This window comes from Stutzerimonas stutzeri (assembly GCF_002890895.1).
Classification (GTDB): Bacteria; Pseudomonadota; Gammaproteobacteria; order Pseudomonadales; family Pseudomonadaceae; genus Stutzerimonas; species Stutzerimonas stutzeri_AB.
The window spans coordinates 208,153-230,947 of the sequence record NZ_POUL01000003.1; the positions used below are offsets into that span (position 1 = coordinate 208,153).

The window sequence follows — 22,795 nt, forward strand, 5'->3', positions numbered from 1 at the left end:
TCATGGGTGTACGAGTCCAGCAGGATCCATTCGATCCAGGCGCCGAGCTTAATGCTTTGCATGCGGCCAATCTCGGTATCGGTGCGGTAACTGGTTTCGTCGGCTACGTGCGCGATTTCAATGACGGTCGCGACGTCGCGGGAATGTTCCTTGAGCATGCCCCTGGGATGACAGAGAAGGCGCTGCAGAAAATTGTCGACGAGGCCACTGAACGCTGGCCGCTGCTGACGCTGGAGATCCTGCATCGGGTAGGCCGGCTGGAACCGGGTGAGGCGATCGTTTTTGTCGGTGCGGCTAGCGCCCATCGAGAGGCGGCCTTTGATGGGTGTCGATTCGTCATGGATTACCTGAAGACCCGTGCGCCTTTCTGGAAAAAGGAAGACACCCCGGAGGGATCGCGCTGGGTCGAAGGTCGCTGCAGCGATCAGGCTGCGGCCGATCGCTGGCAGCAGGGGCAGGGCAGCTAGCCGAGCGCGATCTGCAATTAGCAGAGCAGCGCGGCGATAGCATGGAAGCCATGCCCGTCCTAGGCAGCGCGGCTCCCAGCGTTACTCGCGGAAATCAAAGCCTGAATGCAGCGGCGAAATATAAAAAAAAGGCGAAGCCGTTACGGCTTCGCCTTTTCCATTTCAGCCTTTAGCGCTTGGGTGGGACGGCTGCCAGCAGCTCGGCCGGCGGCATCTCGCAGCTAATCTTTCGACCCAGCAACGCCTCAATGGCCGGGAGGGCAAAGGAATCATCTTCGCCGGCAAAGCTGATCGAGGTACCGCTGGCCCCCGCCCGACCTGTCCTGCCGATGCGATGCACATAGTCGTCAGGAACTTCAGGCAGGGTGAAATTGATCACGTGGCTGATGCCGTCGACATGGATGCCGCGGCCTGCCACATCAGTGGCCACCATGACGCGGATCTTGCCTTCGCGAAAGCCTTCCAAGGCGCGGATACGCTTGTGCTGCGGAACGTCGCCTGACATCTGTACGGCGCTGATGCCGTCGCGGGTCAAGCGCTCCTCAATGCGGCGCACCTCGTCCTTGCGGTTGGCAAACACCATTACTCGGGTCCAGTCGTTCTGGGTGATCAGGTTGTACAGCAGCTTGTACTTGTCGCTGCCTGCCACCGCGTAGACATGCTGCTCGACCGTGTCGCTGGCGACATTGACCGCTTCGATCTCGACGATTGCCGGATCCGTGGTCCATTGTTTGGCAAGGTTCATTACGTCTTCGGTGAACGTGGCCGAGAACAATAGCGTCTGGCGTTCGCTCTTCGGCGGCGTCTGGCGAATAATCTGGCGGACCTGAGGGATGAAACCCATGTCCAGCATGCGATCCGCTTCGTCGAGGACCAGCACCTCAACCATGTCCAGGTGCACTTCGCCGCGCTGGTTGAAGTCCAGCAGGCGTCCTGGCGTCGCCACCAGAATGTCGCAATAGCGGGATTCGAGCGCCTTGAGCTGCTTGTCGAAATCCATACCGCCAACAAAGCTCATGACGTTCAAGCCGGTGTACTTAGTCAGGTTCAGTGCGTCATTGGCGATTTGAACAACCAGCTCCCGAGTCGGCGCGATGATCAACGCGCGTGGCTCGCCCATGTAGCGATCAGCCGGTGGTGGAGTTTGTAGCAGTTGTGTGATGGTCGAGATAAGAAACGCGGCGGTCTTGCCGGTGCCGGTCTGGGCCCGGCCGATGGCATCACGGCCCTTGAGCGTAAAGCCGAGGACCTGTGCCTGGATGGGCGTGCAATAAGGAAAGCCGAGGTCGTGGATGGCGTGCATCAGCTCGGGGGCAAGCTTGAAATCGTGAAATCGGGTCTTGCCTTCGGCTGGTTCGACGGTGAAGTCTTCCGGCTTCCAGGCTGGCGCGGGTGGAGCGGTCGGCTTGCTTGCCCGTTCGCGGCGCGGCTTGCTGGTCGCCTTTGGGGCCTCATCCTGTTGCGTTTTGGCCTTTTCGGCGTGCGCCGGACCGCTAACGCCCTGGTGTGTTGAGGTGCTGCTTTCAGTTTCGGTGGCTGCAGACTCATCCGAGCCTTTGCCAAACATCTTCTTGAGTGCTTTGAGCACGGTCTTCTCGTCTGTGTCTTGTAAGGTTTGCCCGGCAGTGTAATGCAAGAAGCAGATACGGCGAAGGGTGCCCCGGGATGGTCCGCCGCCCACTGTCACGCGCAAACTCGATTTCGGCCCTGTTCCTTGGCCCGGTAAAGTGCTCGATCAGCCACGTTGATGAGGCTGTCCAGGTCATCGTTCAATCGCATCGGCGCTACGCCGATCGAAATGGTCACTCCCGGCAATAAGCCGATCGGCGAATGAAACGAGTTGATCTCTGCAAGACTGCGGCGCAATCGCTCTGCCGTGTTTTGTGCATCTCCAAAGGTCATCTCGGGCAGCAGCACTACGAACTCTTCACCGCCATAGCGCACCAGACTGTCGGCCGGGCGCAGGAGTTTGCCGAGCGTATTGACTACCAGGCACAGCGCATGATCGCCAGCCAGGTGGCCATGTCTGTCGTTGTACTCCTTGAAGCGGTCGACATCGAGCATGAGCAACGACAGTGGCTGGCCACCAAGTGCGCAACGGGCACTTTCGCGCCCATAAATATGCTCAAGCCAGCGGCGGTTGAACGAGCCGGTCAGCTTGTCGATGTTAGCGTTCTGCTCGCTGTTGATGATCAGCCGGTCGCTCAGGCGCACGCGCTGGCAGAGCAGTTCGGCCAGGTTCTGCATCAATTGTGGCGAGCGGGTCAGCAACTGCATCGAGCGTCGATGCACGCGCAGCAAGACCGTATCTTCCAGTGCGAGGACGTAAGCCGAAGGTGGCAGATCGTCCATGAAGCTGATTTCGCCAGCGCATTCGCCTGGACCAATCAGTCGAACAGGGCTGCCTTCGAGCGAATCCAGATGAACCGCCAGCTCGCCTCCGAGCACCAGATAAAGGTAGTGGTTATGTTCGTGCGGCGATAACAGAACCTCGCCAGGCGCGGCCGTGCAGGACTCGAAGACTTCCTGCAGCAGGCGCAGACAGGGCTCGTCCACCCGGTCTAGTAGCCGCGCCTCTTTGAGGTGCTGCATTTCCACCCGCCAATTGGCTGGGTTCATGGCTGCACCATCTGCTCGGGTGACATCCTCGTCATGGCTCTCGCACGCGTCCCTTTAGGGCTGGCTGGGTCGGCTTCTTCTGGCCGCAATGCTCGCTACTACGGCAGGCGCATCGAGTCTTGCTCTACCCATGCCAAGCGTAGCCGTATTCGCTTACCGGGACAGGCGCGCAGCGTCACATTTTTTCTTTGCAGTCGGTCCACTATCGCTGAGGACATCAAGCCAACCGAGCGGCCAGCCATTCGCCGATATCGCGGATTTCCTCGGGTACCACCTCATGGGCCATCGGGTAATCCTTCCATTGTGCCTGCACCTGATTTTGTATCAGGCAGTCATAGGCGGCGCGCCCCATCGCCGGCAGCACAACATCATCTCGGGTGCCGTGTAGCGCCAGTACCGGGAGCATGGCCTGCAAGGGCGACAGCTTCAGGTCGGGATTGAAGGTCGGTGCGTAGGTGGAGAGGGCAATGACGCCGCCCAGCGGGCCGGGCCAGCGCAGGAAGGCCGTGTGGTAGACCACAGCGCCGCCTTGGGAAAAACCGGCCAGAAAAATACGCGCGGGATCGACGCCGCTGTCGCGCTGTGCCTCGATCAGGTCGATCACGCTCTGCGCGGACTGTTCCAGCTGAGCCTGGTCGATGGCGCGAGCTGGGCTCATTGCGACGATGTCGTACCAGCTCGGCATGGCCCAGCCACCGTTGATGGTGACTGCGCGAGTCGGGGCCTGGGGCAGCACGAAGCGGGTCGTCGTCAAGCGTTGTTGCAGGGCTTCGGCAACCGGCAGGAAGTCGTAGCGGTCGGCGCCGAGACCATGCAACCAGATGACGCAAGCGTCGGCGGTTGTTGCGGGCTCGATGATCAGGGGGTCACTCATGATGGGCTCCGTTCGGATGATGCGCGCCAGGATGGTGCGGGCGCAGAGAAAAATGCAGCAATCTGCAGCGAGGTTACCTGTAGCGAGCCTTGCAATGAAGCGCGCAGCCGCGCGCGACGGCGTTTCAGGTTCTGGTACGCCGCTTGCTTTGGTCGAGACACCCAATGCGCCGGAAGTCGTCGGCACTTCTGAAACCATGCGTGTAGGGAAGAGTTGCTGATAATCAAACGGCGGCTAGACTGAGGTCAGTTTCTTCTTCGTCCCCTCGAAAGGTATCGAGCGGCAGCCTGCGATCCAGGCGGAAGACTCTAACCACAAGAATAAAAGCAAACTGGAGGTTTCGATGATAAGGGTTAAATCCACACTGGCCGTGCTTGGTGCCGCGACACTTTTGGGCGCAAGCGGCTTGGCTCAAGCAGGGGCGACTCTGGACGCGGTGAAGAGCAAAGGCTTCGTGCAATGCGGCGTGAGCGACGGGCTACCGGGCTTTTCTTATACCGATGCCAAGGGCGAGTACAAGGGAATCGACGTGGATATCTGCCGTGCCGTTGCGGCCGCAGTTTTTGGCGATGCGAGCAAGGTCAAGTACAGCCCGCTGACCGCCAAGGAGCGTTTCACCGCGTTGCAGTCCGGTGAAGTCGACATGCTGTCGCGGAACACCACCTGGACCAGTTCACGCGATGCAGCAATGGGCCTGAACTTCACCGGCGTGACCTACTACGACGGGCAGGGCTTTCTCGTCAACAAGGCAGTTGGTGTCTCCAGCGCCAAGGAGCTCGATGGCGCGACGGTCTGCATTCAGGCCGGCACTACCACAGAGCTGAATCTCTCTGACTATTTCCGCGCCAACAACCTGAAATACACCCCGATCACCTACGACACCTCCGACGAGAGCGCCAAGTCGCTGGAGTCAGGGCGTTGCGACGTACTCACCTCTGACCAGTCTCAGCTCTACGCCCAGCGCATCAAGCTGGCGAAGCCGGGCGACTATGTAGTGCTTCCAGAAGTCATTTCCAAAGAGCCGCTTGGCCCGGCCGTGCGTCAGGGCGATGAAGAGTGGTTCGACATCGTTCGTTGGGCTCTGTACGGCATGATCAATGCCGAAGAGCTGGGTATCACTTCGGCGAACGTCGAAGAGAAGGCTAAGAACACCAAGAATCCTGACGTGGCGCGTCTGCTGGGCGCCGAAGGTGAATATGGTAAGGATCTGAAACTGCCTAAGGACTGGGCCGTACAGATCATCAAGCAAGTTGGTAACTACGGTGAAGTGTTCGAGCGCAACATCGGTTCCGGTAGCGATCTGAAGATCGAACGCGGCCTGAACGCGCTTTGGACCAATGGAGGTCTGCAGTACGCACCTCCGGTGCGTTGACCGAGCCGGGCCGGCGCGCAGCCGGCCTTGTTTCAAGGATGAGCGCTGCCGGTGCCAGAGCACCGGCAGCGCCGTATGAGGTTTCTTGATGCGAACCATTGCCAAAGCGGGAGCCGCGCGCGGCTCGCTGCTCACGGATCCGCAGGCGCGTGCCTGGGTGTTCCAGATCATCGCCGTAATAACCGTAGTAGGGATTGGCTGGTTTTTGTTTCACAACACCCAGACCAATCTTGCCCACCGAGGCATCACGTCAGGCTTCGGTTTTCTCGATAACGCTGCCGGCTTCGGCATCTCCCAACATCTGATTGACTACAGCGAGAGCGACTCTTACGGTCGGGTCTTCTGGGTCGGCCTGCTCAATACGCTGCTGGTAAGCATCATCGGCATCATCCTGGCGACCATCATCGGTTTCATTCTCGGTGTAGCCCGGCTGTCTCCCAATTGGTTGATCCGCAAGATCGCCACCGTTTATATCGAGACGTTTCGCAACATCCCCCCGTTGCTACAGATTTTCTTTGTCTACTTTGCGGTGCTCAGCCCGCTGCCCGGGCCCAGGGAAAGCTTGAGTCTTTGGGACGTGGTGTTCATCAACAACCGAGGTGTGCAGATGCCGGCCCCGAGCGCCGGAGAGGGGTTCTGGTCGTTCTGGGTAGCCATGTTTGTGGCGCTGGTCGCAATCGTGATGCTCAATCGCTGGGCACGCGCTCGGCGTCACGCCACCGGCCAGACATTTCCAGTGTTCTCCGCCAGCCTGGCGCTGTTTATCGCAATTCCAGGGCTTTGCTCGCTGATCATGGGCGCGCCCTTTCTGTGGGAAGTGCCGGAGCTGCAGCGTTTCAACATTCGCGGTGGCTGGGTGGTGATTCCGGAACTGGTGTCGATTGTGCTGGCGTTGTCGATCTATACCGCCGCCTTTATCGGTGAAACGGTGCGCGCAGGCATCCAGTCAGTGAGCCACGGTCAGACCGAGGCGGCGGCTTCGTTGGGCCTTCGTCCGGGTCGTGTTTTGCGGTTGGTGATCATTCCCCAAGCCATGCGGGTGATCATTCCTCCGCTGACCAGCCAATACCTCAACCTCGCCAAAAACTCCTCGCTCGCCGCTGCGATCGGCTATCCGGACATGGTTTCGCTGTTTGCCGGCACGGTGCTCAACCAGACCGGCCAGGCGATCGAAACCATGGCCATCACCATGAGTGTGTACCTCGCCATCAGCATCAGCATTTCGCTGCTGATGAACTGGTACAACAAGCGCATTGCGCTAATCGAGCGGTGAGGATCAGCGCATGACAAGCCATACTTTCAAACCGGACCTGCCGGCTCCGTCCACCAATATTGGTGTGCTGGGCTGGATGCGGGCCAATCTGTTTTCTAGCTGGATCAATACGCTGCTGACCTTGGTCGGCCTCTATCTGATCTGGCTGATAGTGCCGCCCCTCATCGACTGGGCCATCATCAAGGCCGACTGGACCGGTGACACCCGTGCCGACTGCAGTCGTGAGGGGGCGTGCTGGGTGTTCGTGCAGACACGTTTCAGCCAATTCATGTACGGTTTTTACCCGCCGGAGCTGCGCTGGCGTGTGGATGCCACTGCCTGGCTCGCCATCATCGGTGCGGCGCCGCTGTTCCTGAAGCAGATGCGGCATAAAGCAAGCTACGGTATCGCCTTTCTGGTGATTTACCCGCTGGTTGCTTACTGGTTGTTGCACGGTGGTTTTCTGGGGCTGGAAACAGTGCCTACGAGCCGCTGGGGCGGGCTGATGCTGACCATCGTCATCGCGGCCGTGGGTATCGCTGGGGCACTGCCGCTCGGTATCCTGCTGGCGCTGGGGCGGCGTTCAGACATGCCGGCTATCCGCGTGCTGTGCATCACTTTCATCGAGTTCTGGCGCGGTGTCCCGCTGATCACCGTGCTGTTCATGTCCTCGGTGATGCTGCCGTTGTTCCTGCCGGAGGGCATGAACCTCGACAAGCTGATGCGCGCCATGGTGATGGTGATTTTCTTCGAGGCGGCCTACATCGCCGAAGTCGTGCGCGGAGGCTTGCAGGCGATCCCCAAAGGGCAATACGAGGCGGCCGCAGCGATGGGCTTGGGCTACTGGCGCAGCATGATTCTGGTCATCCTGCCGCAGGCGCTGAAGATGGTCATTCCGGGCATCGTCAACACCTTCATCGCACTGTTCAAGGACACGAGCCTGGTGATCATCATCGGCCTGTTCGACTTCCTCAACAGCATCAAGCGCGCCACCTCGGACCCTGCCTGGCTGGGTATGTCGACCGAGGGGTATGTGTTTGCGGCGCTGGTCTACTGGATTTTCTGTTTTGGCATGTCGCGCTATTCCATGCATCTGGAACGCAAGCTCGACACGGGTCACCGGAATTAGGAGCGACACACATGAATGAAACATCTTTGAATAGCCAGCAGCCCCAGCAGTCCGGTGAATCCGTGATCCAGATGCAGGGTGTGCACAAGTGGTTCGGTCAGTTTCACGTGCTCAAGGACATCAATCTGAACGTCACCCAGGGCGAACGTATCGTCCTTTGCGGTCCGTCCGGTTCGGGCAAGTCCACTACCATTCGCTGCCTCAACCGGCTGGAAGAGCATCAGCAGGGTCGTATCGTCATCAATGGCGTTGAGCTGACCAATGACCTTAAGCAGATCGAAGCGATTCGCAGCGAGGTCGGCATGGTGTTCCAGCACTTCAACCTGTTCCCCCATCTCACGGTGCTGCAGAACTGCACCCTGGCTCCAATGTGGGTACGCAAGATGCCCCGGCGCCAGGCTGAGGAGGTTGCCATGCATTACCTCGAGCGGGTACGTATCCCGGAGCAGGCCGACAAGTTTCCAGGGCAGCTGTCTGGCGGTCAGCAGCAGCGGGTCGCGATTGCGCGGGCGCTGTGCATGAAGCCAAAGATCATGCTGTTCGACGAGCCCACCTCGGCACTGGACCCGGAGATGGTGAAGGAGGTGCTCGATACCATGGTCGGCCTCGCCGAAAGCGGTATGACGATGCTTTGCGTGACCCATGAGATGGGCTTTGCGCGCACCGTCGCTGATCGGGTGATCTTCATGGACAAGGGCGAGATCGTCGAGGAGGCCGACCCTGAGACCTTCTTCACCAACCCCAGCAACGAGCGCACCAAGCTGTTCCTCAGTCAGATTCTGCATTGACTGGTCGCTGCATCGGGCTGAACGTTCAGTTCTGACTGAATGTTCAGCTTCTGTCTCCGAGCTTAATTCGACGGCGGTCCCCTTAGCCTCGGGCGCCGTCATGGGCTAGAATACGCGGCCCCACTGCTCCCCCCTCCGAGGCTGTTCCGACGATGTTGATCCTGCGCGGCGCTCCCGCTCTTTCCGCCTTCCGTCACGGTAAGCTCCTGGCCCAATTGACCGATAAGGTCCCCGCTGTGCGCGGGTTGTACGCCGAGTTTGCTCATTTCGCCGAGGTGTCCGGCACGCTTGGTGCGGACGAGCAGCAAGTACTGGCCCGGCTGTTGAAATACGGTCCCAGCGTTCCAGTTCAGGAGCCTGCAGGACGACTGTTCCTGGTAATTCCGCGTTTCGGCACCATCTCGCCCTGGTCCAGCAAGGCCAGCGACATTGCGCGAAATTGTGGCCTCGACAAGATTCAGCGCCTTGAGCGCGGTATTGCCTACTATGTCGAAGGCGATTTCTCGGAGGCCGATGCGAGCCTGATCGCAGCGGCCTTGCACGACCGGATGACTCAGCTGGTGCTCGAGCAGTTCGAAGGCGCGGCAGAACTGTTCAGCCACGCACAACCCAAGCCGCTGCGCGCGATCGATGTGCTGGCGGGTGGCCGTGCCGCGCTGGGACAGGCCAACGTGGAATTGGGTCTTGCATTGGCCGAAGACGAGATTGACTATCTGGTTACCAGTTTCAACGGGCTCGGCCGTAACCCGCACGATATCGAACTGATGATGTTCGCGCAGGCCAACTCCGAGCATTGCCGTCACAAGATCTTCAATGCCAGCTGGGACATTGATGGCGAAAGCCAGGACAAGTCGCTGTTTGGCATGATCAAGAATACTTTCCAGATGCACGGCGAGGGCGTGCTGTCAGCCTACAAGGACAACGCTGCGGTCATCGTCGGTAACGTAGCCGGACGGTTCTACCCGGACGCGGAAACGGGCGAATACGCGGCGAACCAGCAGCCCGTGCACATCTTGATGAAGGTCGAAACGCACAACCACCCGACCGCCATTGCGCCATTCCCGGGCGCGGCTACCGGCTCCGGTGGCGAAATACGAGATGAAGGCGCAACCGGACGTGGCGCCAAGCCGAAGGCCGGCCTTACCGGGTTTACCGTCTCCAACCTCAACATCCCGGGCTTCGAACAGCCTTGGGAGGTGCCATACGGCAAGCCAGAGCGCATCGTCACGCCGCTCGACATCATGATCGAAGGCCCGCTGGGTGGCGCGGCGTTCAACAACGAATTCGGTCGTCCAGCTCTGAATGGCTATTTCCGGACCTTCGAGCAGGCGATCAGCACGCCGCGTGGTGAGGAAGTCCGCGGATATCACAAGCCGATCATGTTGGCCGGCGGTATGGGCAACATTCGTGAAGATCATGTTCAGAAAGCCGAAATCTCGGTCGGCGGCAAACTGATCGTGCTAGGTGGCCCGGCGATGCTCATCGGTCTGGGCGGTGGCGCGGCATCCTCCATGGCGACCGGCAGCAGTTCGGCCGATCTGGATTTCGCGTCAGTGCAGCGTGACAACCCGGAGATGGAGCGTCGCTGTCAGGAAGTTATCGATCGCTGCTGGCAACTCGGCGACAAGAACCCGATCAAGTTCATCCACGACGTCGGTGCCGGCGGCCTGTCCAACGCTTTCCCTGAGTTGGTCAATGACGGCGGTCGTGGCGGTCGTTTCGAACTGCGCAAGGTGCCTAACGATGAGCCAGGCATGGCGCCGCATGAGATCTGGTGCAATGAGTCCCAGGAGCGGTATGTCCTGTCGGTCGATGCGGCTGATCTCGAGCGTTTCGAAGAGATTTGCAAGCGCGAGCGTTGCCCCTTCGCCGTAGTCGGCGAAGCCACGGCCGAGCCGCACCTGACGGTGGCCGACAGCCATTTCGGTGATAAGCCGGTCGATATGCCGCTCAACGTTTTGCTCGGCAAAGCGCCGCGCATGCATCGCAGCGCCGTTCGTGAAGCCGAACTGGGGGATGACTTTTCAGCTGATCAGGTCGACCTCTCCGAGGCGATCAATCGCGTGCTTCATCACCCTGCGGTCGCGAGCAAGAGCTTCCTGATCACCATCGGTGATCGCAGCATCACTGGCATGGTCGCGCGCGATCAGATGGTCGGGCCCTGGCAGGTGCCGGTGGCCGACTGCGCGGTTACGGCTACCAGCTATGACGTCTATACCGGTGAAGCCATGGCCATGGGCGAGCGCACGCCGCTGGCCCTGCTCGACGCGCCAGCATCGGGTCGTATGGCTATCGGCGAAACGCTGACTAACCTTGCCGCAGCGCGTATCGAAAAGATTTCCGACATCAAGCTATCTGCCAACTGGATGGCCGCTGCCGGGCATCCGGGCGAGGATGCGCGTCTGTTCGACACGGTCAAGGCGGTTGGCATGGAGCTGTGTCCTGAGCTGGGTATCACTATTCCAGTGGGCAAAGACTCTATGTCGATGAAGACCCGTTGGAGCGAGGAGGGCGTAGACAAGAGCGTTACCTCACCACTCTCGCTCGTGGTGTCCGGCTTTGCCCCGGTTGTCGACATTCGCCAGACCCTCACCCCGCAGCTGCGTCTGGACAAGGGCGAAACCGACCTGATCCTGATTGATCTTGGCCGCGGCCAGAACCGTATGGGCGCATCCATCCTGGCGCAAGTCTACGGCCAGATGGCCCGTCAAGCGCCGGATGTGGACGATGCGGAAGATCTGCAAGCCTTCTTCGCCGTGATCCAGGGGCTTAACGCCGACGGGCTGTTGCTGGCTTACCACGATCGTTCCGATGGCGGCTTGCTGACTACCGCACTGGAAATGGCCTTTGCCGGTCATTGCGGTCTCAACCTGAATCTCGATTCGCTTGTTGAAACCGCTGCTCATATCCCGGCAGCTTTGTTCAACGAAGAACTGGGTGCGCTGGTCCAGGTTCGTCAGGGCGACACGGAAATCGTGCTCGCACAGTTCAGCGCGGCAGGGCTTGCCGACTGCGTGTCGGTCATCGGGCAGCCAGTCAACAACGGCCATGTGGCAATCAAGTTCGAAGGCGCAGATGTCTTTGCAGGTGATCGCCGTCTGCTACAGCGGCAGTGGTCCGAGACGAGCTATCAGATCCAGCGCCTTCGGGACAATGTCGACTGCGCCGATCAGGAGTTCGATGCACTGCTTGAGGAAGACAACCCCGGCTTGAGCGTCACGTTAGGTTTTGACGTGAACGACAATATCGCTGCGCCGTATATCAAGCGTGGCGTACGGCCTGAGGTGGCGATCCTTCGTGAGCAAGGCGTAAACGGCCAGACTGAAATGGCGGCAGCATTCGATCGCGCGGGTTTCGCCGCGGTCGACGTGCACATGAGCGATATTCTGTCAGGCCGCATCAGTCTTGAGCGCTTCAAGGGGTTGGTGGCTTGTGGCGGTTTCTCTTACGGCGACGTGCTGGGGGCCGGCGAAGGCTGGGCCAAGTCGATACTGTTTAATGCTCGCGCTCGTGAAGACTTCACTGCCTTCTTTGAGCGTAAGGACAGCTTTGCCCTTGGCGTCTGTAATGGATGTCAGATGTTGTCTAACCTTCACGAGCTGGTACCTGGCAGCGAATCCTGGCCGCACTTCGTGCGCAACCGTTCCGAGCAGTTCGAAGCGCGTGTGGCGATGGTCCAAGTTCAGGATTCGCCGTCGATCTTCCTCCAAGGTATGGCCGGATCGCGTTTGCCGATTGCCATTGCTCATGGCGAAGGTCACGCGGAATTCGAAAGCGAGGAGGCGCTGCTTGAAGCCGACTTGTCCGGCACGGTAGCGCTGCGCTACATCGATAATCACGGCAAGGTTACCGAGCGGTACCCGGCCAACCCTGGCGGCTCGCCCCGTGGCATTACCGGCCTGACCACTCGGGACGGGCGTGTAACAATCATGATGCCGCACCCTGAGCGCGTATTCCGTGCCGTGACCAACTCCTGGCGTCCGGACGAGTGGCAGGAAGACGGCGGCTGGATGCGCATGTTCCGTAATGCGCGGGTGTGGGTGGATTGAAGTTGAGCTGAGATAAAGAGCCCGAAGCGTGCGAGCGCTTCGGGCTTTTTATTGCCTGTGAGGCGTTACCTCGCGACCGCTGAACCAAGCACCGAGGTCAACGTCTGATCTTGACCTGGGGCACGCAAGGACGCTCTGGACCTGAACATAATCCACCCGGCGGAGCTCGTGCTCTGCTCACCGTTTTTCAGTGCGGAGATGTTGATGTACAAGCTGTGTTTCTATGTCCCAGAGAGCCATCTGGATGCCGTCAAACAAGCGGTTTTTGCGGCGGGTGGCGGGCGTATCGGTGCGTACGACAGTTGCTGCTGGCAGGTGTTGGGGCATGGGCAATATCGCCCGCTGGAGGGCAGCACGCCCTATCTGGGGCAGCAGGGCCAGGTTCAATCGGTTTCCGAGTGGAAGGTCGAGTTGGTGGTCGCTGATGAGCTGATCCACGATAGCGTCAAGGCGCTCAAACGCACTCATCCTTACGAGACGCCAGCTTTCGAAGTCTGGCGGCTGTCCGACCTGCAGTTCTGACTGATCGATGTCGATAGAAAAGCCGAGTCGCCACTGGTGACTCGGCTTTTTTGCATCTTGTCAGGTAATCAGACGCTGACGTTCAGGCGTACTTCGATGTTCCCACGTGTAGCGTTGGAATAGGGACAGACTTGGTGCGCCGCTTCGGTCAGCTGCTCGGCTGCGGTCTGCTCCAGGCCTGGAAGATTGACGTTCAGCTCCACTTCAAGACCGAAACCTCCGGGAATCTGGCCTATGCCGACCTGACCCGAGACCGAAGTGTCGGCAGGAAGCGGCTGCTTCAGCTGGCTCGCGGCAAACTTGAGTGCGCCTATGAAGCAAGCCGAATACCCCGCGGCGAAGAGCTGCTCCGGGTTGGTGCCATCGCCGCCTTGGCCGCCGAGCTCGCGAGGCGTGGACAGTTTCAGGTCGAGTAGACCGTCTGGCGATACAGCACGGCCATCGCGACCGCCGGTTGCGGTGGCCGTGGCGGTATAGAGAGCCTTGATGCTTTGCATGGTTCGCGTCCTCCAAGAATGGGTAGTCCATTTAAATTATCGCGATAATGTTTGTCGCGCAAGATAAAATGGCTTCAATGTCCACGCGCTTGCATCAAGGTGTGGAGGAGGGGTGCAGTTAGTCGCGGGCCAGCAATGCGCTTCGAAGGGAAACGAGCTGATCGCGTAGTGCCAACAACGCTTCCTGTGATTGCCCTGTGCATTCGAGCATGCAGGCCGGAAAGTCGCGAGCCTGCACTTTCATGGCCCGCCCGGCCTCCGTAAGACGCAGTTCGACCACTCGCTCGTCGCGGCTGCTGCGGGTCCGGCTGATCAGGCCTTCGGCCTCCAGGCGCTTGAGTAAAGGGGTCAATGACCCGGGCTCGGTCAGCAAGCGCGCGCTGATCTCCCCGACGGTCAGGCCGTCGCGCTCCCAAAGGACGAGCATGGCCAGGTATTGCGGGTAGGTGAGGCCGATGCTCTGCAAAAGCGGCTTGTACGCTTTGGTCATCTGCAGAGAGGCAGAATACAGGGCGAAACACAGCTGGTGATCCAGCTGCAGTTGTTCGTCGGAGGGGCGCTTCGTCATGAGAGGTCGAATAGCGAGAAAATGGCTTTCACCCTAGCGCGCGGCCTTGCCTATTGCCAAGCTCGGCCTCGTTCATGGGCGAATTTCTATCAAGGTGCCGTCTTTAACCAGACTCCAGATCTCGCGCATATCGTCGTTCTTCAGGGCGATGCAGCCTTCCGTCCAGTCGAGCGTGTGGAAGTACCACTCGGGGTATTCTTCGTCGAGCGGCGTGCCATGCAACATGATCATGCTGCCCGGTCTCGCGCCCTCGCTGCTCGCGCGTGCCAGGTCCTTGGCGTTCGGGTAAGAGATGTGCATCGCCAGGTTGTACTTGTCTGAGACTTTGCGCCAGTCGATCCAGTAAAGACCTTCAGGGGTGCGCTGGTCTCCTTCGCGTTGTTTGGGACCTGCTTGTTTACCGAGAGAGACACGGTAACTTTTCATGCTGACGCCGCGGCTGATCAAGTGAAGCTTGCGCTCGGACTTGACCACCAGGACTTTGTCGATGAACGAGTCGTCGAGGGTGGGGGCCGCGTTTGCGCAAGAGAGGGTGGCGAAACTAAAGCAGACTATTGCTAACAGCCAGCGCATTGGGGCGAATCCTGAATCAAAACTGCATCAGACCTGTTTGCGCGCCACCCGCATTGCTTCGATGGCTTCGTTGCGCACCGGGAAGGCCTGCTGCACCCGGTCGGCGAAGAAGTATTCTAGGGTACGGCCGACGGTCGGAAAAGCCAGCTCTGACCAAGGGATATCGGTTTGTCGAAAGAGCCGGACTTCGAGGCTTTCGTCTCCTGGACTGAATCGTTCATCGACCAGTTCGGCGCGAAAGAACATGTAGACCTGGTTGATATGCGGCAAGTCGAACAGTGTGTACAGCTGCAGGCCGGTGACACGGGCGCACGCTTCCTCGAGAGTTTCGCGTTCTGCTGCCTGTTGAACGGTTTCGCCGTTTTCCATAAAGCCCGCCGGCAGTGTCCAATATCCCCGTCGTGGCTCGATTGCGCGCCGGCAAAGCAGCACGCACTCATCCCAGACTGGCAGACAGCCCGCGACGATGCGCGGGTTCTGGTAGTGGATCGTATCGCAGGACGTACAGACGAAACGTTGCCTATTATCGCCCTCGGGCACCCGCGATATGACCGAGTCGCCGCACTGACTACAAAATTTCATCGCGACTCCTTCAATTGCGGTAGTTGGCTAATTCCAGTTTCGATCATCGAGCTGGCTATTGCTGAGAGCCGGCTGGCAGGGGAAAGTTTGCCAGCAACGGTTGGCCTCGTCGAACGCGTCATTGCCAAGGGTGCCAGGGCCGCTGGATTTTGGTTAGGCCTGCCTTGGGCGCCTCGGTGATTCATGCCATGATGCGAGGCAAAGACAGAAAGAGAAGTTCGATGCTGGACAAGATTCTCCAACGGGTGCGTGATTACTCTCCGCATCTTCTGGAGCCGGAAGGCAGGATGCCCGAGGCGGCCGTATTGATGCCCATTACCCGCAGCGACTCGCCGGAACTGGTGCTGACCCTGCGCGCCAGTGGTCTGTCTACCCATGGCGGTGAGGTAGCATTCCCTGGGGGGCGACGCGATCCGGAGGATCGTGACCTCATCCACACCGCTTTGCGCGAGGCTGAGGAAGAAGTCGGGCTGGCGCCGGGGATAGTTGAAATCGTTGGGCCTTTGAGCAGTCTGGTTTCACTGCACGGGATCCATGTCACGCCCTACGTCGGAATCGTCCCGGACTACGTCGAATATCGCGCCAACGATGCGGAAATCGCGTCGGTGTTTTCCGTCCCGCTGGAGTTCTTCTGCGAGGATGCGCGTGAAGTAACCCACCGGATCGACTACCAGGGCGGCGCATGGTACGTCCCGTCTTACCAATATGGCGAATACAAGATCTGGGGTCTGACAGCGATCATGGTCGTCGAGTTAGTCAACCTGGTGTACGACGCCGGGATCGAAATGCGCCGGCCTCCCACCTCCTACATCGATCTGAGCCAGAAGAGGTCATAACCGTGAAATATCGCCTGGGCGATTCCCTCGTTGAAACCCATCCGCAGAGCTGGGTAGCACCAAATGCCACGTTGGTGGGCAAGATTCGCCTCGACGCCGGCGCCAACGTCTGGTTTGGTGCCGTGCTGCGTGGTGACAACGAGCTGATCCATATCGGTGAGAACAGCAATGTGCAGGATGGCAGCGTCATGCACACTGATATGGGCTATCCGCTGACGCTGGGTACCGGAGTCACTGTTGGTCACAACGCCATGCTGCACGGCTGCTCGGTGGGTGACTACAGCCTGGTTGGTATCAATGCCGTGGTTCTCAACGGCGCGAAGATCGGCAAATACTGCATCATCGGCGCCAACACGCTGATTGCCGAGGGCAAGGAGATACCGGACGGTTCGTTGGTCGTCGGTTCGCCGGGTAAGGTGGTCCGTGAGCTGACCGAACAGCAGAAGAAAATGCTTGAAGCCAGCGCGGCGCACTACGTGCACAACGCTCAGCGCTATGCGCGTGAGCTGGCGGAGCAGGGCGATTGATAGCAGCGGAGAAGCCAGTGACATCCCCCTGCGTAAGTGTCTGCGCGTTGGACGAAGACGATATCTGCACGGGTTGCCAGCGTAGTATCGATGAGATTCGGCGCTGGGGACGAATGGATAATCCTGAACGGCGACAGGTGCTGTTGCGTTGTCACGAGCGTGCTCGCCAAAGCGGTCTGTTGTTTTAGTCGAAGCGCACCACGCTGCTGATCATCTTTCTCTTTTCCGTATTGCGAGGAATGTCATGCCCCGAATTGGTACGCCGCTATCGGCCAGTGCTACCTGCGTGCTGCTTTGTGGTTCTGGTGAGCTCGGCAAAGAGCTGGTCATCGAGCTTCAACGTCTGGGCGTGGAAGTCATCGCGGTGGACCGCTACGCCAACGCGCCAGCCATGCAGGTTGCGCACCGCCATCATGTGATCGACATGCTCGACGGCACAGCATTGCGGGCCATCATCGAGCAGGAAAATCCGCATTTCATCGTTCCCGAAATCGAGGCGATTGCCACTGCGACGCTAGTGGAACTGGAGCGCGAGGGCTATACCGTTATCCCTACCGCGCGGGCCGCGCAGCTCACCATGAATCGGGAGGGTATCCGCCGACTGGCTGCCGAAGAGCTGGGGCTGCCAACCTCGCCTTACCGTTTCGCTGATTCCCTGGAGGCGTGCCGTGCGGCGGTCTCCGAGCTGGGCTTTCCCTGCTTGATCAAACCTGTGATGAGTTCGTCAGGCAAGGGGCAATCGGTTTTGCGCAGTGAAGACGATCTTCTCAAGGCGTGGGAGTATGCCCAGGCCGGCGGTCGCGCGGGTAAAGGGCGCGTGATCGTGGAGGGCTTCATTGATTTCGACTACGAGATTACCTTGCTGACGGTCCGCCACGCAGGCGGGACTACCTTCTGCCAGCCGGTCGGGCATCGTCAAAAAAAGGGTGACTACCAGGAGTCGTGGCAACCGCAGGCGATGACCGTCTCTGCGATGGCGGAGGCCGAGCGAATCGCCTTGGCGGTCACCGGTGCCCTGGGTGGGCGTGGCATCTTTGGGGTCGAGCTGTTCATCAAGGGCGACAAGGTGTGGTTTTGCGAGGTTTCACCGCGGCCACATGATACGGGGCTGGTAACCCTAATATCCCAGGACCTGTCCGAATTCGCCCTGCACGCGCGAGCGATTCTCGGACTGCCGATTCCGGCAATTCGTCAGTTCGGTCCGTCTGCTTCTGCTGTGCTGCTGGTAGAGGGTGAATCCGATCAGGTGAGCTTCGGCAATCTGGCTGCTGCGCTGGACGAACCGGATACTGCGCTGCGCCTGTTTGGCAAGCCCGGTCTCAGTGGTCAGCGGCGCATGGGTGTTGCGCTGGCCCGTGACGCATCGATAGAGGCGGCGCGTGCAAAAGCGCTGCGGGCGGTCTCGGCGATCGATACAGCGCTCTAGTCCTGGGCAACCTGGGCGTCGCCGGTTATTGACCGTCGCCCTTTGAATTCTGAGGCTCCTCGATCACCCAGGCGCGTACGCTTTTGACGCGGTTATCTGCCGCCTGCAAGATCTCGAGTCGGTACTGGTTGATTTGCAGGCATATTCCGCTGTCGGGAATATGTTCAAGCGCTTCAGTAATCAACCCGTTAAGCGTCTTGGGGCCATCACAGGGTAGCTGCCACCCCAACGCGCGGTTGACTTCGCGCAGGTAAGCGGCGCCGTCGATCACCAGGGTGCCGTCGTCCTGAGGATGTATGTCCGGGCTGCGCAACGCGTCCTGATTGCTGAACTCACCGACGATTTCTTCGAGAATATCTTCCAGGGTCACGATGCCCAGCACATCGCCGTACTCATCAACGACGATACCGATTCGGCGTTTCTGCTTCTGGAAGTTGACCAGCTGTGTGGAGAGCGGGGTGTTCTCTGGAATGAAGTAAGGATCGTCGCATGCTTCCAGCAGGCTCTCCCGAGTCAGCTGGTCATGGCTGAGCAGGCGCGCAATTTGGCGCATATGCACAATGCCTTCGATCTGGTTGATGTCCTTGCGAAACACGGGAAGGCGGGTGTGTGGCGTCGTGCGCAACTGAGTCACGATGGTCTCGAGGTCATCTTCGAGATCGATGCCGGCGACCTCGTTACGCGGAATCATGATGTCGTCGACTGTTACCCGTTCCAGGTCAAGGATGCCGAGCAGCATGCTTTGCCGTTTCATCGGCATGTCGCTGCCTGATTCGTGCACCACGCTGCGCAGTTCTTCCGTGGACAGGCTGTCGCTGCCTTTGTTGGACAGGTCAACGCCGAGCAGCTTGAGGAGGCCATTGCTGATCCAGTTGAGCAATGCCACCAAGGGGTACAGCACTTTCTGCAGCATCAGCAGCGGCAGGCTGACGGGATAAGCCACGGCTTCAGGGCGCAAAGCGGCGAGGGTTTTGGGGGTTATTTCCCCGAAGATCAGCAGGACGATCGTCAGGCCGATGGTCGCGATTGCGATTCCCGCCTCGCCCCACAGTTTGATGGCCAGGACGGTGGCAATCGCGGAAGCGAGAATGTTGACGAAGTTGTTGCCGACCAGGATGGTCCCGAGCAGCCGATCTGGACGTTCAAGCAGGGCGCTGGCGCGTTTTGCGCCGCGGTGCCCTTCCTTGGCCTGATGACGCAGGCGATAACGATTGAGGCTGAGCATTCCGGTTTCGGAGCTGGAAAAGAATGCCGAGCACAACAGCAGACCGACCAGCATGCCGACCAGAAAGCCGGGGTGTAGATTCTCCACGTGGTGGTCCTAGATATGCAGAATGAATTCGCGGACCAGCTTGCTGCCGAAGTAAGCCAGCATCAGCAAGCAGAAGCCAGCCAGCGTCCAGCGGATGGCCTTGTAGCCGCGCCAGCCCAGCTGATGACGCCCCCATAGCAGCATGCCAAACACCACCCAGGCGACCACGGACAGCAAGGTTTTGTGCACTAGATGTTGCGCGAACAGGTTGTCGAGGAAGATCCAGCCGGAAATGAGCGATGCCGAGAGCAGCAGCCAGCCGGCGAGCAGAAAACCGAATAGCAGGCTCTCCATGGTCTGCAGCGGTGGGAAGTTCCTGATCAGGCCGGACGGGTGCTTGTGCTTAAGATGATGATCCTGCAGCAGTAGCAGCAATGATTGAAACACGGCAATCGTGAGCATCCCGTAGGCGAGGATGGAAAACAGGATATGCGCCAGGATGCCCGGCTGCTCGGCAATGGCAGGTGCCGTGCCGGACGGCGCGAACTGGGCAAATAGCACGGTCAGGCAGCCCAGCGGAAAGAGCAACAGCAGCAGGTTTTCCACGGGCATTCGGTAAAGCGCGAGCAGGATCAACAAGATCACAGCAGCAGCAATCAGGCTCGAGGCGGTGAAGAAGTCCAGATGCAGGCCGCTCGGTGAAAGCAGCTGGATAAACAGGCTCACGCCATGTGCGGCGAGCGCCAATGCGCCCAAGATAAGCAGCAAACGCTTGTCCGGCACGGTGCGTTGCGCCAGGCGCAGGCCCTGGTATCCGGTGACGCCGGCATAAAGGCAAGCGGCAGCTAGGCTCGGGAGCAAAGGGTGCATAGGTCTGTTAGTAGGCTCGAAAGGCGATGAGTGTGGCATAAACGTCGGGTGCGCAAAAGTGTGCGGTTGGCCGCGGCTGCCGCCGTAAAGCCGGTTGATGGGACAGCCGTCGACCGGCTGGCGATCATCAGGACAGTTATGATTGGGGGCGCTCGATGAAAAGCATTGATGGCGGGGTACCGGCCAGGGGTGCGCAGCTTCTATAATCGGGGCCTTAACCACACCCAGCGTGGAAATGGCACATGTTTGAAAACCTAACCGACCGCCTCTCGCAGACCCTTCGCCATGTCACCGGCAAGGCCAAGCTGACCGAGGACAACATCAAGGACACCCTGCGCGAAGTACGAATGGCATTGCTAGAAGCCGACGTGGCGCTACCCGTGGTCAAGGAGTTTGTGGCCAGGGTCAAGGACAGGGCAGTCGGTACGGAGGTCTCCAAGAGCCTGACGCCTGGTCAGGCATTTGTGAAAATCGTGCGCGTCGAGCTGGAAGAGTTGATGGGCGCGGCGAACGAAGACCTCGCTCTCAGTGTGGTTCCGCCTGCGGTAATTCTGATGGCAGGCCTGCAAGGGGCAGGTAAGACGACTACCGTCGGCAAGCTGGCTAGATTTCTGAAGGAGCGCAAGAAGAAGTCGGTATTGGTGGTGTCTGCCGATGTCTATCGCCCTGCAGCGATCAAGCAGTTGGAGACGCTTGCTGCGGAAGTGGGGGTGACTTTCTTTCCTTCTGACACCAGCCAGAAACCGGTCGAGATTGCTCAAGCGGCTATCCGCGAGGCCAAGCTCAAATACATCGATGTGGTTCTGGTCGATACCGCGGGTCGTCTAGCGATTGATGCGGAGATGATGGCCGAAATCCAGGCCGTCCATGCGGCGATCAAGCCCGCAGAGACCTTGTTCGTAGTTGACGCCATGACGGGTCAGGACGCCGCTAATACTGCAAAGGCTTTTGGTGAAGCGCTTCCGCTGACGGGCGTTGTGCTAACCAAGGTCGACGGTGATGCGCGTGGCGGGGCTGCGCTTTCGGTACGCCACATCACCGGTAAGCCGATCAAGTTTCTGGGGATGGGTGAGAAGAGCGATGCGCTCGAGCCGTTCCATCCGGACCGGATCGCTTCTCGAATCCTGGGCATGGGCGATGTGCTCAGTCTGATCGAGCAGGCCGAGCAAACGCTCGACCGGGAAAAGGCAGAGAAGCTCACCAAGAAGCTGAAGAAGGGCAAGGGATTCGATCTGGAAGATTTCCGTGATCAGCTTCAGCAAATGAAGAACATGGGTGGCCTAGGCGGCTTGATGGATAAGCTGCCCTCGATCGGTGGCATGAATTTGTCGCAGATGGGAAATGCCCAGGGCGCTGCGGAAAAGCAATTCAAACAGATGGAGGCCATCATCAATTCGATGACCCCTGTCGAGCGCCGCAATCCGGATATCATCAGCGGTTCGCGCAAACGTCGCATTGCGATGGGTTCCGGCACGCAGGTTCAGGACATCGGTCGCTTGATCAAGCAGCACAAGCAGATGCAAAAGATGATGAAGAAGGTCAGCGGCAAAGGCGGCATGGCGAAGATGATGCGTGGCATGGGTGGGATGCTGCCGGGCGGCGGCGGAATGCCCAAGTTCTAATTTTCCGAGCGCCTCAGCGGGCTGCGCTGAGGCTGAACAGGCCTGCTGGCGAGGCCTGCAGTTGTTTTTGAAAAAGCCATTTGCAAAAAACCGGATATTCCTTAGAATATGCGGCCTTTCGGGCCTTGGGCCCTGCATTCAGATTTGCTGTACCGACTACAGGAACGATGTTCACATGGTAACTATTCGTCTCGCCCGTGGCGGCTCCAAGAAGCGCCCTTTCTACCACCTGACCGTGACCAACAGCCGCAACCCGCGCGATGGTCGTTTCGTTGAGCGTATCGGCTTCTTCAATCCGATCGCCTCGGGTGCGGAAGTGAAGCTTTCTGTAAACCAGGAGCGCGCTACTTACTGGCTGGGTCAGGGCGCACAGCCGTCTGAGCGTGTTGCTCAGCTGCTGAAGGAAGCTGCTAAGGCCGCTGCCTGAACAATATGAACGCAACGTCAGCTCCGGCCGAAGACCTGATCGTCATAGGCAAGATCGTATCGGTGCATGGCGTGCGTGGTGACGTGAAGATCTATTCTTTCACCGATCCAATCGACAATCTGCTGGAGTATCGTCGCTGGACGCTGAGGCGAGGCGATGAAGTCAAGCAGGTTGAGCTGGTGAAGGGTCGCCTCCAGGGCAAGATCTTGGTGGCTACGCTGAAAGGGCTGACGGAACGAGAAGAAGCGCGTACATACGCCGACTTCGAGATCTGTATTCCTCGCAGTGAGCTACCCCAGCTGACCGGTGATGATTACTACTGGTACCAGTTGCAGGGTCTGACGATCATCAACCAGCTCGAGCAGGTGCTCGGTCGGGTCGATCATCTGCTCGAAACGGGCGCCAATGACGTCATGGTGGTCAAGCCGTTCGACGGCAGTCTGGATGATCGCGAACGCTTGTTGCCCTACACCGATCAGTGTGTTTTGAAGATCGATCTGGAAGCAGGCGAGATGCGGGTCGAATGGGATGCGGACTTCTAGT

24 protein-coding genes are annotated in these 22,795 nt (G+C 59.3%); 15 read left to right on the top strand and 9 right to left on the bottom strand.

Annotated features, from left to right (window positions below; genetic code table 11):
• The first annotated feature begins 2 nt into the window (after positions 1–2).
• Positions 3–467, top strand: coding sequence for a molybdopterin synthase catalytic subunit MoaE (moaE, locus tag CXK96_RS06645; RefSeq protein ID WP_102835691.1), 465 nt, complete (start codon positions 3–5; stop codon positions 465–467).
• A 169-nt stretch (positions 468–636) separates the two neighbouring features.
• Here moaE and rhlB read toward each other — a convergent pair whose 3' ends face one another.
• From rhlB to CXK96_RS06660, 3 genes are all read right to left on the bottom strand, one after another.
• Complete coding sequence (gene rhlB / locus CXK96_RS06650; RefSeq protein ID WP_102835986.1) at positions 637–2,055, bottom strand: ATP-dependent RNA helicase RhlB; 1,419 nt, start codon at positions 2,053–2,055, stop codon at positions 637–639.
• A 95-nt stretch (positions 2,056–2,150) separates the two neighbouring features.
• Complete coding sequence (locus CXK96_RS06655; protein ID WP_102835692.1) at positions 2,151–3,086, bottom strand: GGDEF domain-containing protein; 936 nt, start codon at positions 3,084–3,086, stop codon at positions 2,151–2,153.
• Positions 3,087–3,303: 217 nt separating this feature from the next.
• Positions 3,304–3,960 carry an alpha/beta hydrolase gene (locus CXK96_RS06660; RefSeq protein WP_102835693.1) on the bottom strand — a complete coding sequence of 219 codons (657 nt, stop codon included), beginning with the start codon at positions 3,958–3,960 and terminating at the stop codon, positions 3,304–3,306.
• Between CXK96_RS06660 and CXK96_RS20625 the strand changes: the two genes are divergently transcribed.
• From CXK96_RS20625 to CXK96_RS06690, 7 genes are all read left to right on the top strand, one after another.
• A complete protein-coding gene (locus CXK96_RS20625) occupies positions 3,959–4,180 on the top strand; it encodes a hypothetical protein (protein WP_146030695.1) in 222 nt (73 codons plus the stop codon). The genes CXK96_RS06660 and CXK96_RS20625 overlap by 2 nt on opposite strands.
• Positions 4,181–4,303: 123 nt before the next feature.
• Positions 4,304–5,332: an amino acid ABC transporter substrate-binding protein gene (locus CXK96_RS06665; protein WP_102835694.1), complete on the top strand. Its 1,029-nt coding sequence runs from the start codon at positions 4,304–4,306 to the stop codon at positions 5,330–5,332.
• Positions 5,333–5,420: 88 nt separating this feature from the next.
• The gene (locus CXK96_RS06670) at positions 5,421–6,605 is read left to right on the top strand and encodes an amino acid ABC transporter permease (RefSeq protein ID WP_102835695.1); all 1,185 of its coding nucleotides are present in this window, start codon (positions 5,421–5,423) and stop codon (positions 6,603–6,605) included.
• A 10-nt stretch (positions 6,606–6,615) separates the two neighbouring features.
• Positions 6,616–7,713 carry an amino acid ABC transporter permease gene (locus CXK96_RS06675; RefSeq protein WP_102835696.1) on the top strand — a complete coding sequence of 366 codons (1,098 nt, stop codon included), beginning with the start codon at positions 6,616–6,618 and terminating at the stop codon, positions 7,711–7,713.
• Between the two features lie 11 nt (positions 7,714–7,724).
• A complete protein-coding gene (locus CXK96_RS06680) occupies positions 7,725–8,501 on the top strand; it encodes an amino acid ABC transporter ATP-binding protein (RefSeq protein WP_102835697.1) in 777 nt (258 codons plus the stop codon).
• 152 nt (positions 8,502–8,653) lie between these two features.
• The gene (gene purL, locus CXK96_RS06685; RefSeq protein WP_102835698.1) at positions 8,654–12,550 is read left to right on the top strand and encodes a phosphoribosylformylglycinamidine synthase; all 3,897 of its coding nucleotides are present in this window, start codon (positions 8,654–8,656) and stop codon (positions 12,548–12,550) included.
• A 204-nt stretch (positions 12,551–12,754) separates the two neighbouring features.
• Positions 12,755–13,072 carry a YqfO family protein gene (locus tag CXK96_RS06690; RefSeq protein ID WP_102835699.1) on the top strand — a complete coding sequence of 106 codons (318 nt, stop codon included), beginning with the start codon at positions 12,755–12,757 and terminating at the stop codon, positions 13,070–13,072.
• A 68-nt stretch (positions 13,073–13,140) separates the two neighbouring features.
• Here the strand turns inward: CXK96_RS06690 and CXK96_RS06695 are convergent, their stop codons facing one another.
• The 4 genes from CXK96_RS06695 to CXK96_RS06710 form a co-directional block, all read right to left on the bottom strand.
• Positions 13,141–13,569 (bottom strand): organic hydroperoxide resistance protein, encoded by a 429-nt coding sequence (locus CXK96_RS06695; protein ID WP_102835700.1) that lies wholly within the window; start codon positions 13,567–13,569, stop codon positions 13,141–13,143.
• 118 nt (positions 13,570–13,687) lie between these two features.
• The gene (locus CXK96_RS06700; RefSeq protein ID WP_102835701.1) at positions 13,688–14,137 is read right to left on the bottom strand and encodes a MarR family winged helix-turn-helix transcriptional regulator; all 450 of its coding nucleotides are present in this window, start codon (positions 14,135–14,137) and stop codon (positions 13,688–13,690) included.
• A gap of 72 nt (positions 14,138–14,209) precedes the next feature.
• On the bottom strand, positions 14,210–14,710 hold the full coding sequence (locus tag CXK96_RS06705) for a L,D-transpeptidase family protein (protein WP_102835702.1): 501 nt from the start codon (positions 14,708–14,710) through the stop codon (positions 14,210–14,212).
• Positions 14,711–14,737: 27 nt separating this feature from the next.
• The gene (locus CXK96_RS06710; protein ID WP_102835703.1) at positions 14,738–15,292 is read right to left on the bottom strand and encodes an NUDIX hydrolase; all 555 of its coding nucleotides are present in this window, start codon (positions 15,290–15,292) and stop codon (positions 14,738–14,740) included.
• Positions 15,293–15,513: 221 nt separating this feature from the next.
• Here CXK96_RS06710 and CXK96_RS06715 point away from each other — a divergent pair, with 221 nt between their 5' ends.
• From CXK96_RS06715 to purT, 4 genes are read left to right on the top strand one after another with little or no spacing between them, the layout of a single operon-like run.
• Positions 15,514–16,128 carry a CoA pyrophosphatase gene (locus CXK96_RS06715; protein WP_102835704.1) on the top strand — a complete coding sequence of 205 codons (615 nt, stop codon included), beginning with the start codon at positions 15,514–15,516 and terminating at the stop codon, positions 16,126–16,128.
• A gap of 2 nt (positions 16,129–16,130) precedes the next feature.
• Positions 16,131–16,655 (top strand): gamma carbonic anhydrase family protein, encoded by a 525-nt coding sequence (locus tag CXK96_RS06720; RefSeq protein WP_102835705.1) that lies wholly within the window; start codon positions 16,131–16,133, stop codon positions 16,653–16,655.
• Complete coding sequence (locus CXK96_RS06725) at positions 16,652–16,843, top strand: DUF1289 domain-containing protein (protein WP_102835706.1); 192 nt, start codon at positions 16,652–16,654, stop codon at positions 16,841–16,843. The genes CXK96_RS06720 and CXK96_RS06725 overlap by 4 nt, the downstream gene beginning before the upstream one ends.
• A 56-nt stretch (positions 16,844–16,899) precedes the next feature.
• The gene (purT, locus tag CXK96_RS06730) at positions 16,900–18,081 is read left to right on the top strand and encodes a formate-dependent phosphoribosylglycinamide formyltransferase (RefSeq protein WP_102835707.1); all 1,182 of its coding nucleotides are present in this window, start codon (positions 16,900–16,902) and stop codon (positions 18,079–18,081) included.
• A gap of 25 nt (positions 18,082–18,106) precedes the next feature.
• On the opposite strand, the gene CXK96_RS06735 is transcribed toward purT, so the two are convergent.
• Positions 18,107–19,393: an HlyC/CorC family transporter gene (locus tag CXK96_RS06735; RefSeq protein ID WP_102835708.1), complete on the bottom strand. Its 1,287-nt coding sequence runs from the start codon at positions 19,391–19,393 to the stop codon at positions 18,107–18,109.
• A 9-nt stretch (positions 19,394–19,402) separates the two neighbouring features.
• The gene (locus CXK96_RS06740) at positions 19,403–20,203 is read right to left on the bottom strand and encodes a cytochrome C assembly family protein (protein WP_102835709.1); all 801 of its coding nucleotides are present in this window, start codon (positions 20,201–20,203) and stop codon (positions 19,403–19,405) included.
• A 242-nt stretch (positions 20,204–20,445) separates the two neighbouring features.
• Here CXK96_RS06740 and ffh point away from each other — a divergent pair, with 242 nt between their 5' ends.
• From ffh to rimM, 3 genes are all read left to right on the top strand, one after another.
• Entirely contained in the window at positions 20,446–21,825 is a 1,380-nt protein-coding gene (gene ffh, locus CXK96_RS06745) for a signal recognition particle protein (RefSeq protein WP_102835710.1), read from the top strand.
• 175 nt (positions 21,826–22,000) lie between these two features.
• Positions 22,001–22,252: a 30S ribosomal protein S16 gene (gene rpsP, locus CXK96_RS06750; protein ID WP_102835711.1), complete on the top strand. Its 252-nt coding sequence runs from the start codon at positions 22,001–22,003 to the stop codon at positions 22,250–22,252.
• 5 nt (positions 22,253–22,257) lie between these two features.
• Positions 22,258–22,794, top strand: a complete 537-nt coding sequence (rimM, locus tag CXK96_RS06755) for a ribosome maturation factor RimM (RefSeq protein WP_102835712.1) — start codon at positions 22,258–22,260, stop codon at positions 22,792–22,794.
• Position 22,795: the final 1 nt, after the last annotated feature.

Coding starts and splice junctions, on each gene's coding strand:
- CXK96_RS06675 (WP_102835696.1), top strand. CDS start 6,616: ATGACAAGCCATACTTTCAAACCGGACCTGCCGGCTCCGTCCACCAAT.
- CXK96_RS06715 (WP_102835704.1), top strand. CDS start 15,514: ATGCTGGACAAGATTCTCCAACGGGTGCGTGATTACTCTCCGCATCTT.
- CXK96_RS06665 (WP_102835694.1), top strand. CDS start 4,304: ATGATAAGGGTTAAATCCACACTGGCCGTGCTTGGTGCCGCGACACTT.
- moaE (WP_102835691.1), top strand. CDS start 3: ATGGGTGTACGAGTCCAGCAGGATCCATTCGATCCAGGCGCCGAGCTT.
- CXK96_RS20625 (WP_146030695.1), top strand. CDS start 3,959: ATGATGGGCTCCGTTCGGATGATGCGCGCCAGGATGGTGCGGGCGCAG.
- rpsP (WP_102835711.1), top strand. CDS start 22,001: ATGGTAACTATTCGTCTCGCCCGTGGCGGCTCCAAGAAGCGCCCTTTC.
- rimM (WP_102835712.1), top strand. CDS start 22,258: ATGAACGCAACGTCAGCTCCGGCCGAAGACCTGATCGTCATAGGCAAG.
- CXK96_RS06690 (WP_102835699.1), top strand. CDS start 12,755: ATGTACAAGCTGTGTTTCTATGTCCCAGAGAGCCATCTGGATGCCGTC.
- CXK96_RS06705 (WP_102835702.1), bottom strand. CDS start 14,710: ATGCGCTGGCTGTTAGCAATAGTCTGCTTTAGTTTCGCCACCCTCTCT.
- CXK96_RS06670 (WP_102835695.1), top strand. CDS start 5,421: ATGCGAACCATTGCCAAAGCGGGAGCCGCGCGCGGCTCGCTGCTCACG.
- CXK96_RS06695 (WP_102835700.1), bottom strand. CDS start 13,569: ATGCAAAGCATCAAGGCTCTCTATACCGCCACGGCCACCGCAACCGGC.
- CXK96_RS06660 (WP_102835693.1), bottom strand. CDS start 3,960: ATGAGTGACCCCCTGATCATCGAGCCCGCAACAACCGCCGACGCTTGC.
- CXK96_RS06740 (WP_102835709.1), bottom strand. CDS start 20,203: ATGCACCCTTTGCTCCCGAGCCTAGCTGCCGCTTGCCTTTATGCCGGC.
- CXK96_RS06680 (WP_102835697.1), top strand. CDS start 7,725: ATGAATGAAACATCTTTGAATAGCCAGCAGCCCCAGCAGTCCGGTGAA.
- purL (WP_102835698.1), top strand. CDS start 8,654: ATGTTGATCCTGCGCGGCGCTCCCGCTCTTTCCGCCTTCCGTCACGGT.
- CXK96_RS06655 (WP_102835692.1), bottom strand. CDS start 3,086: ATGAACCCAGCCAATTGGCGGGTGGAAATGCAGCACCTCAAAGAGGCG.
- purT (WP_102835707.1), top strand. CDS start 16,900: ATGCCCCGAATTGGTACGCCGCTATCGGCCAGTGCTACCTGCGTGCTG.
- ffh (WP_102835710.1), top strand. CDS start 20,446: ATGTTTGAAAACCTAACCGACCGCCTCTCGCAGACCCTTCGCCATGTC.
- CXK96_RS06710 (WP_102835703.1), bottom strand. CDS start 15,292: ATGAAATTTTGTAGTCAGTGCGGCGACTCGGTCATATCGCGGGTGCCC.
- CXK96_RS06700 (WP_102835701.1), bottom strand. CDS start 14,137: ATGACGAAGCGCCCCTCCGACGAACAACTGCAGCTGGATCACCAGCTG.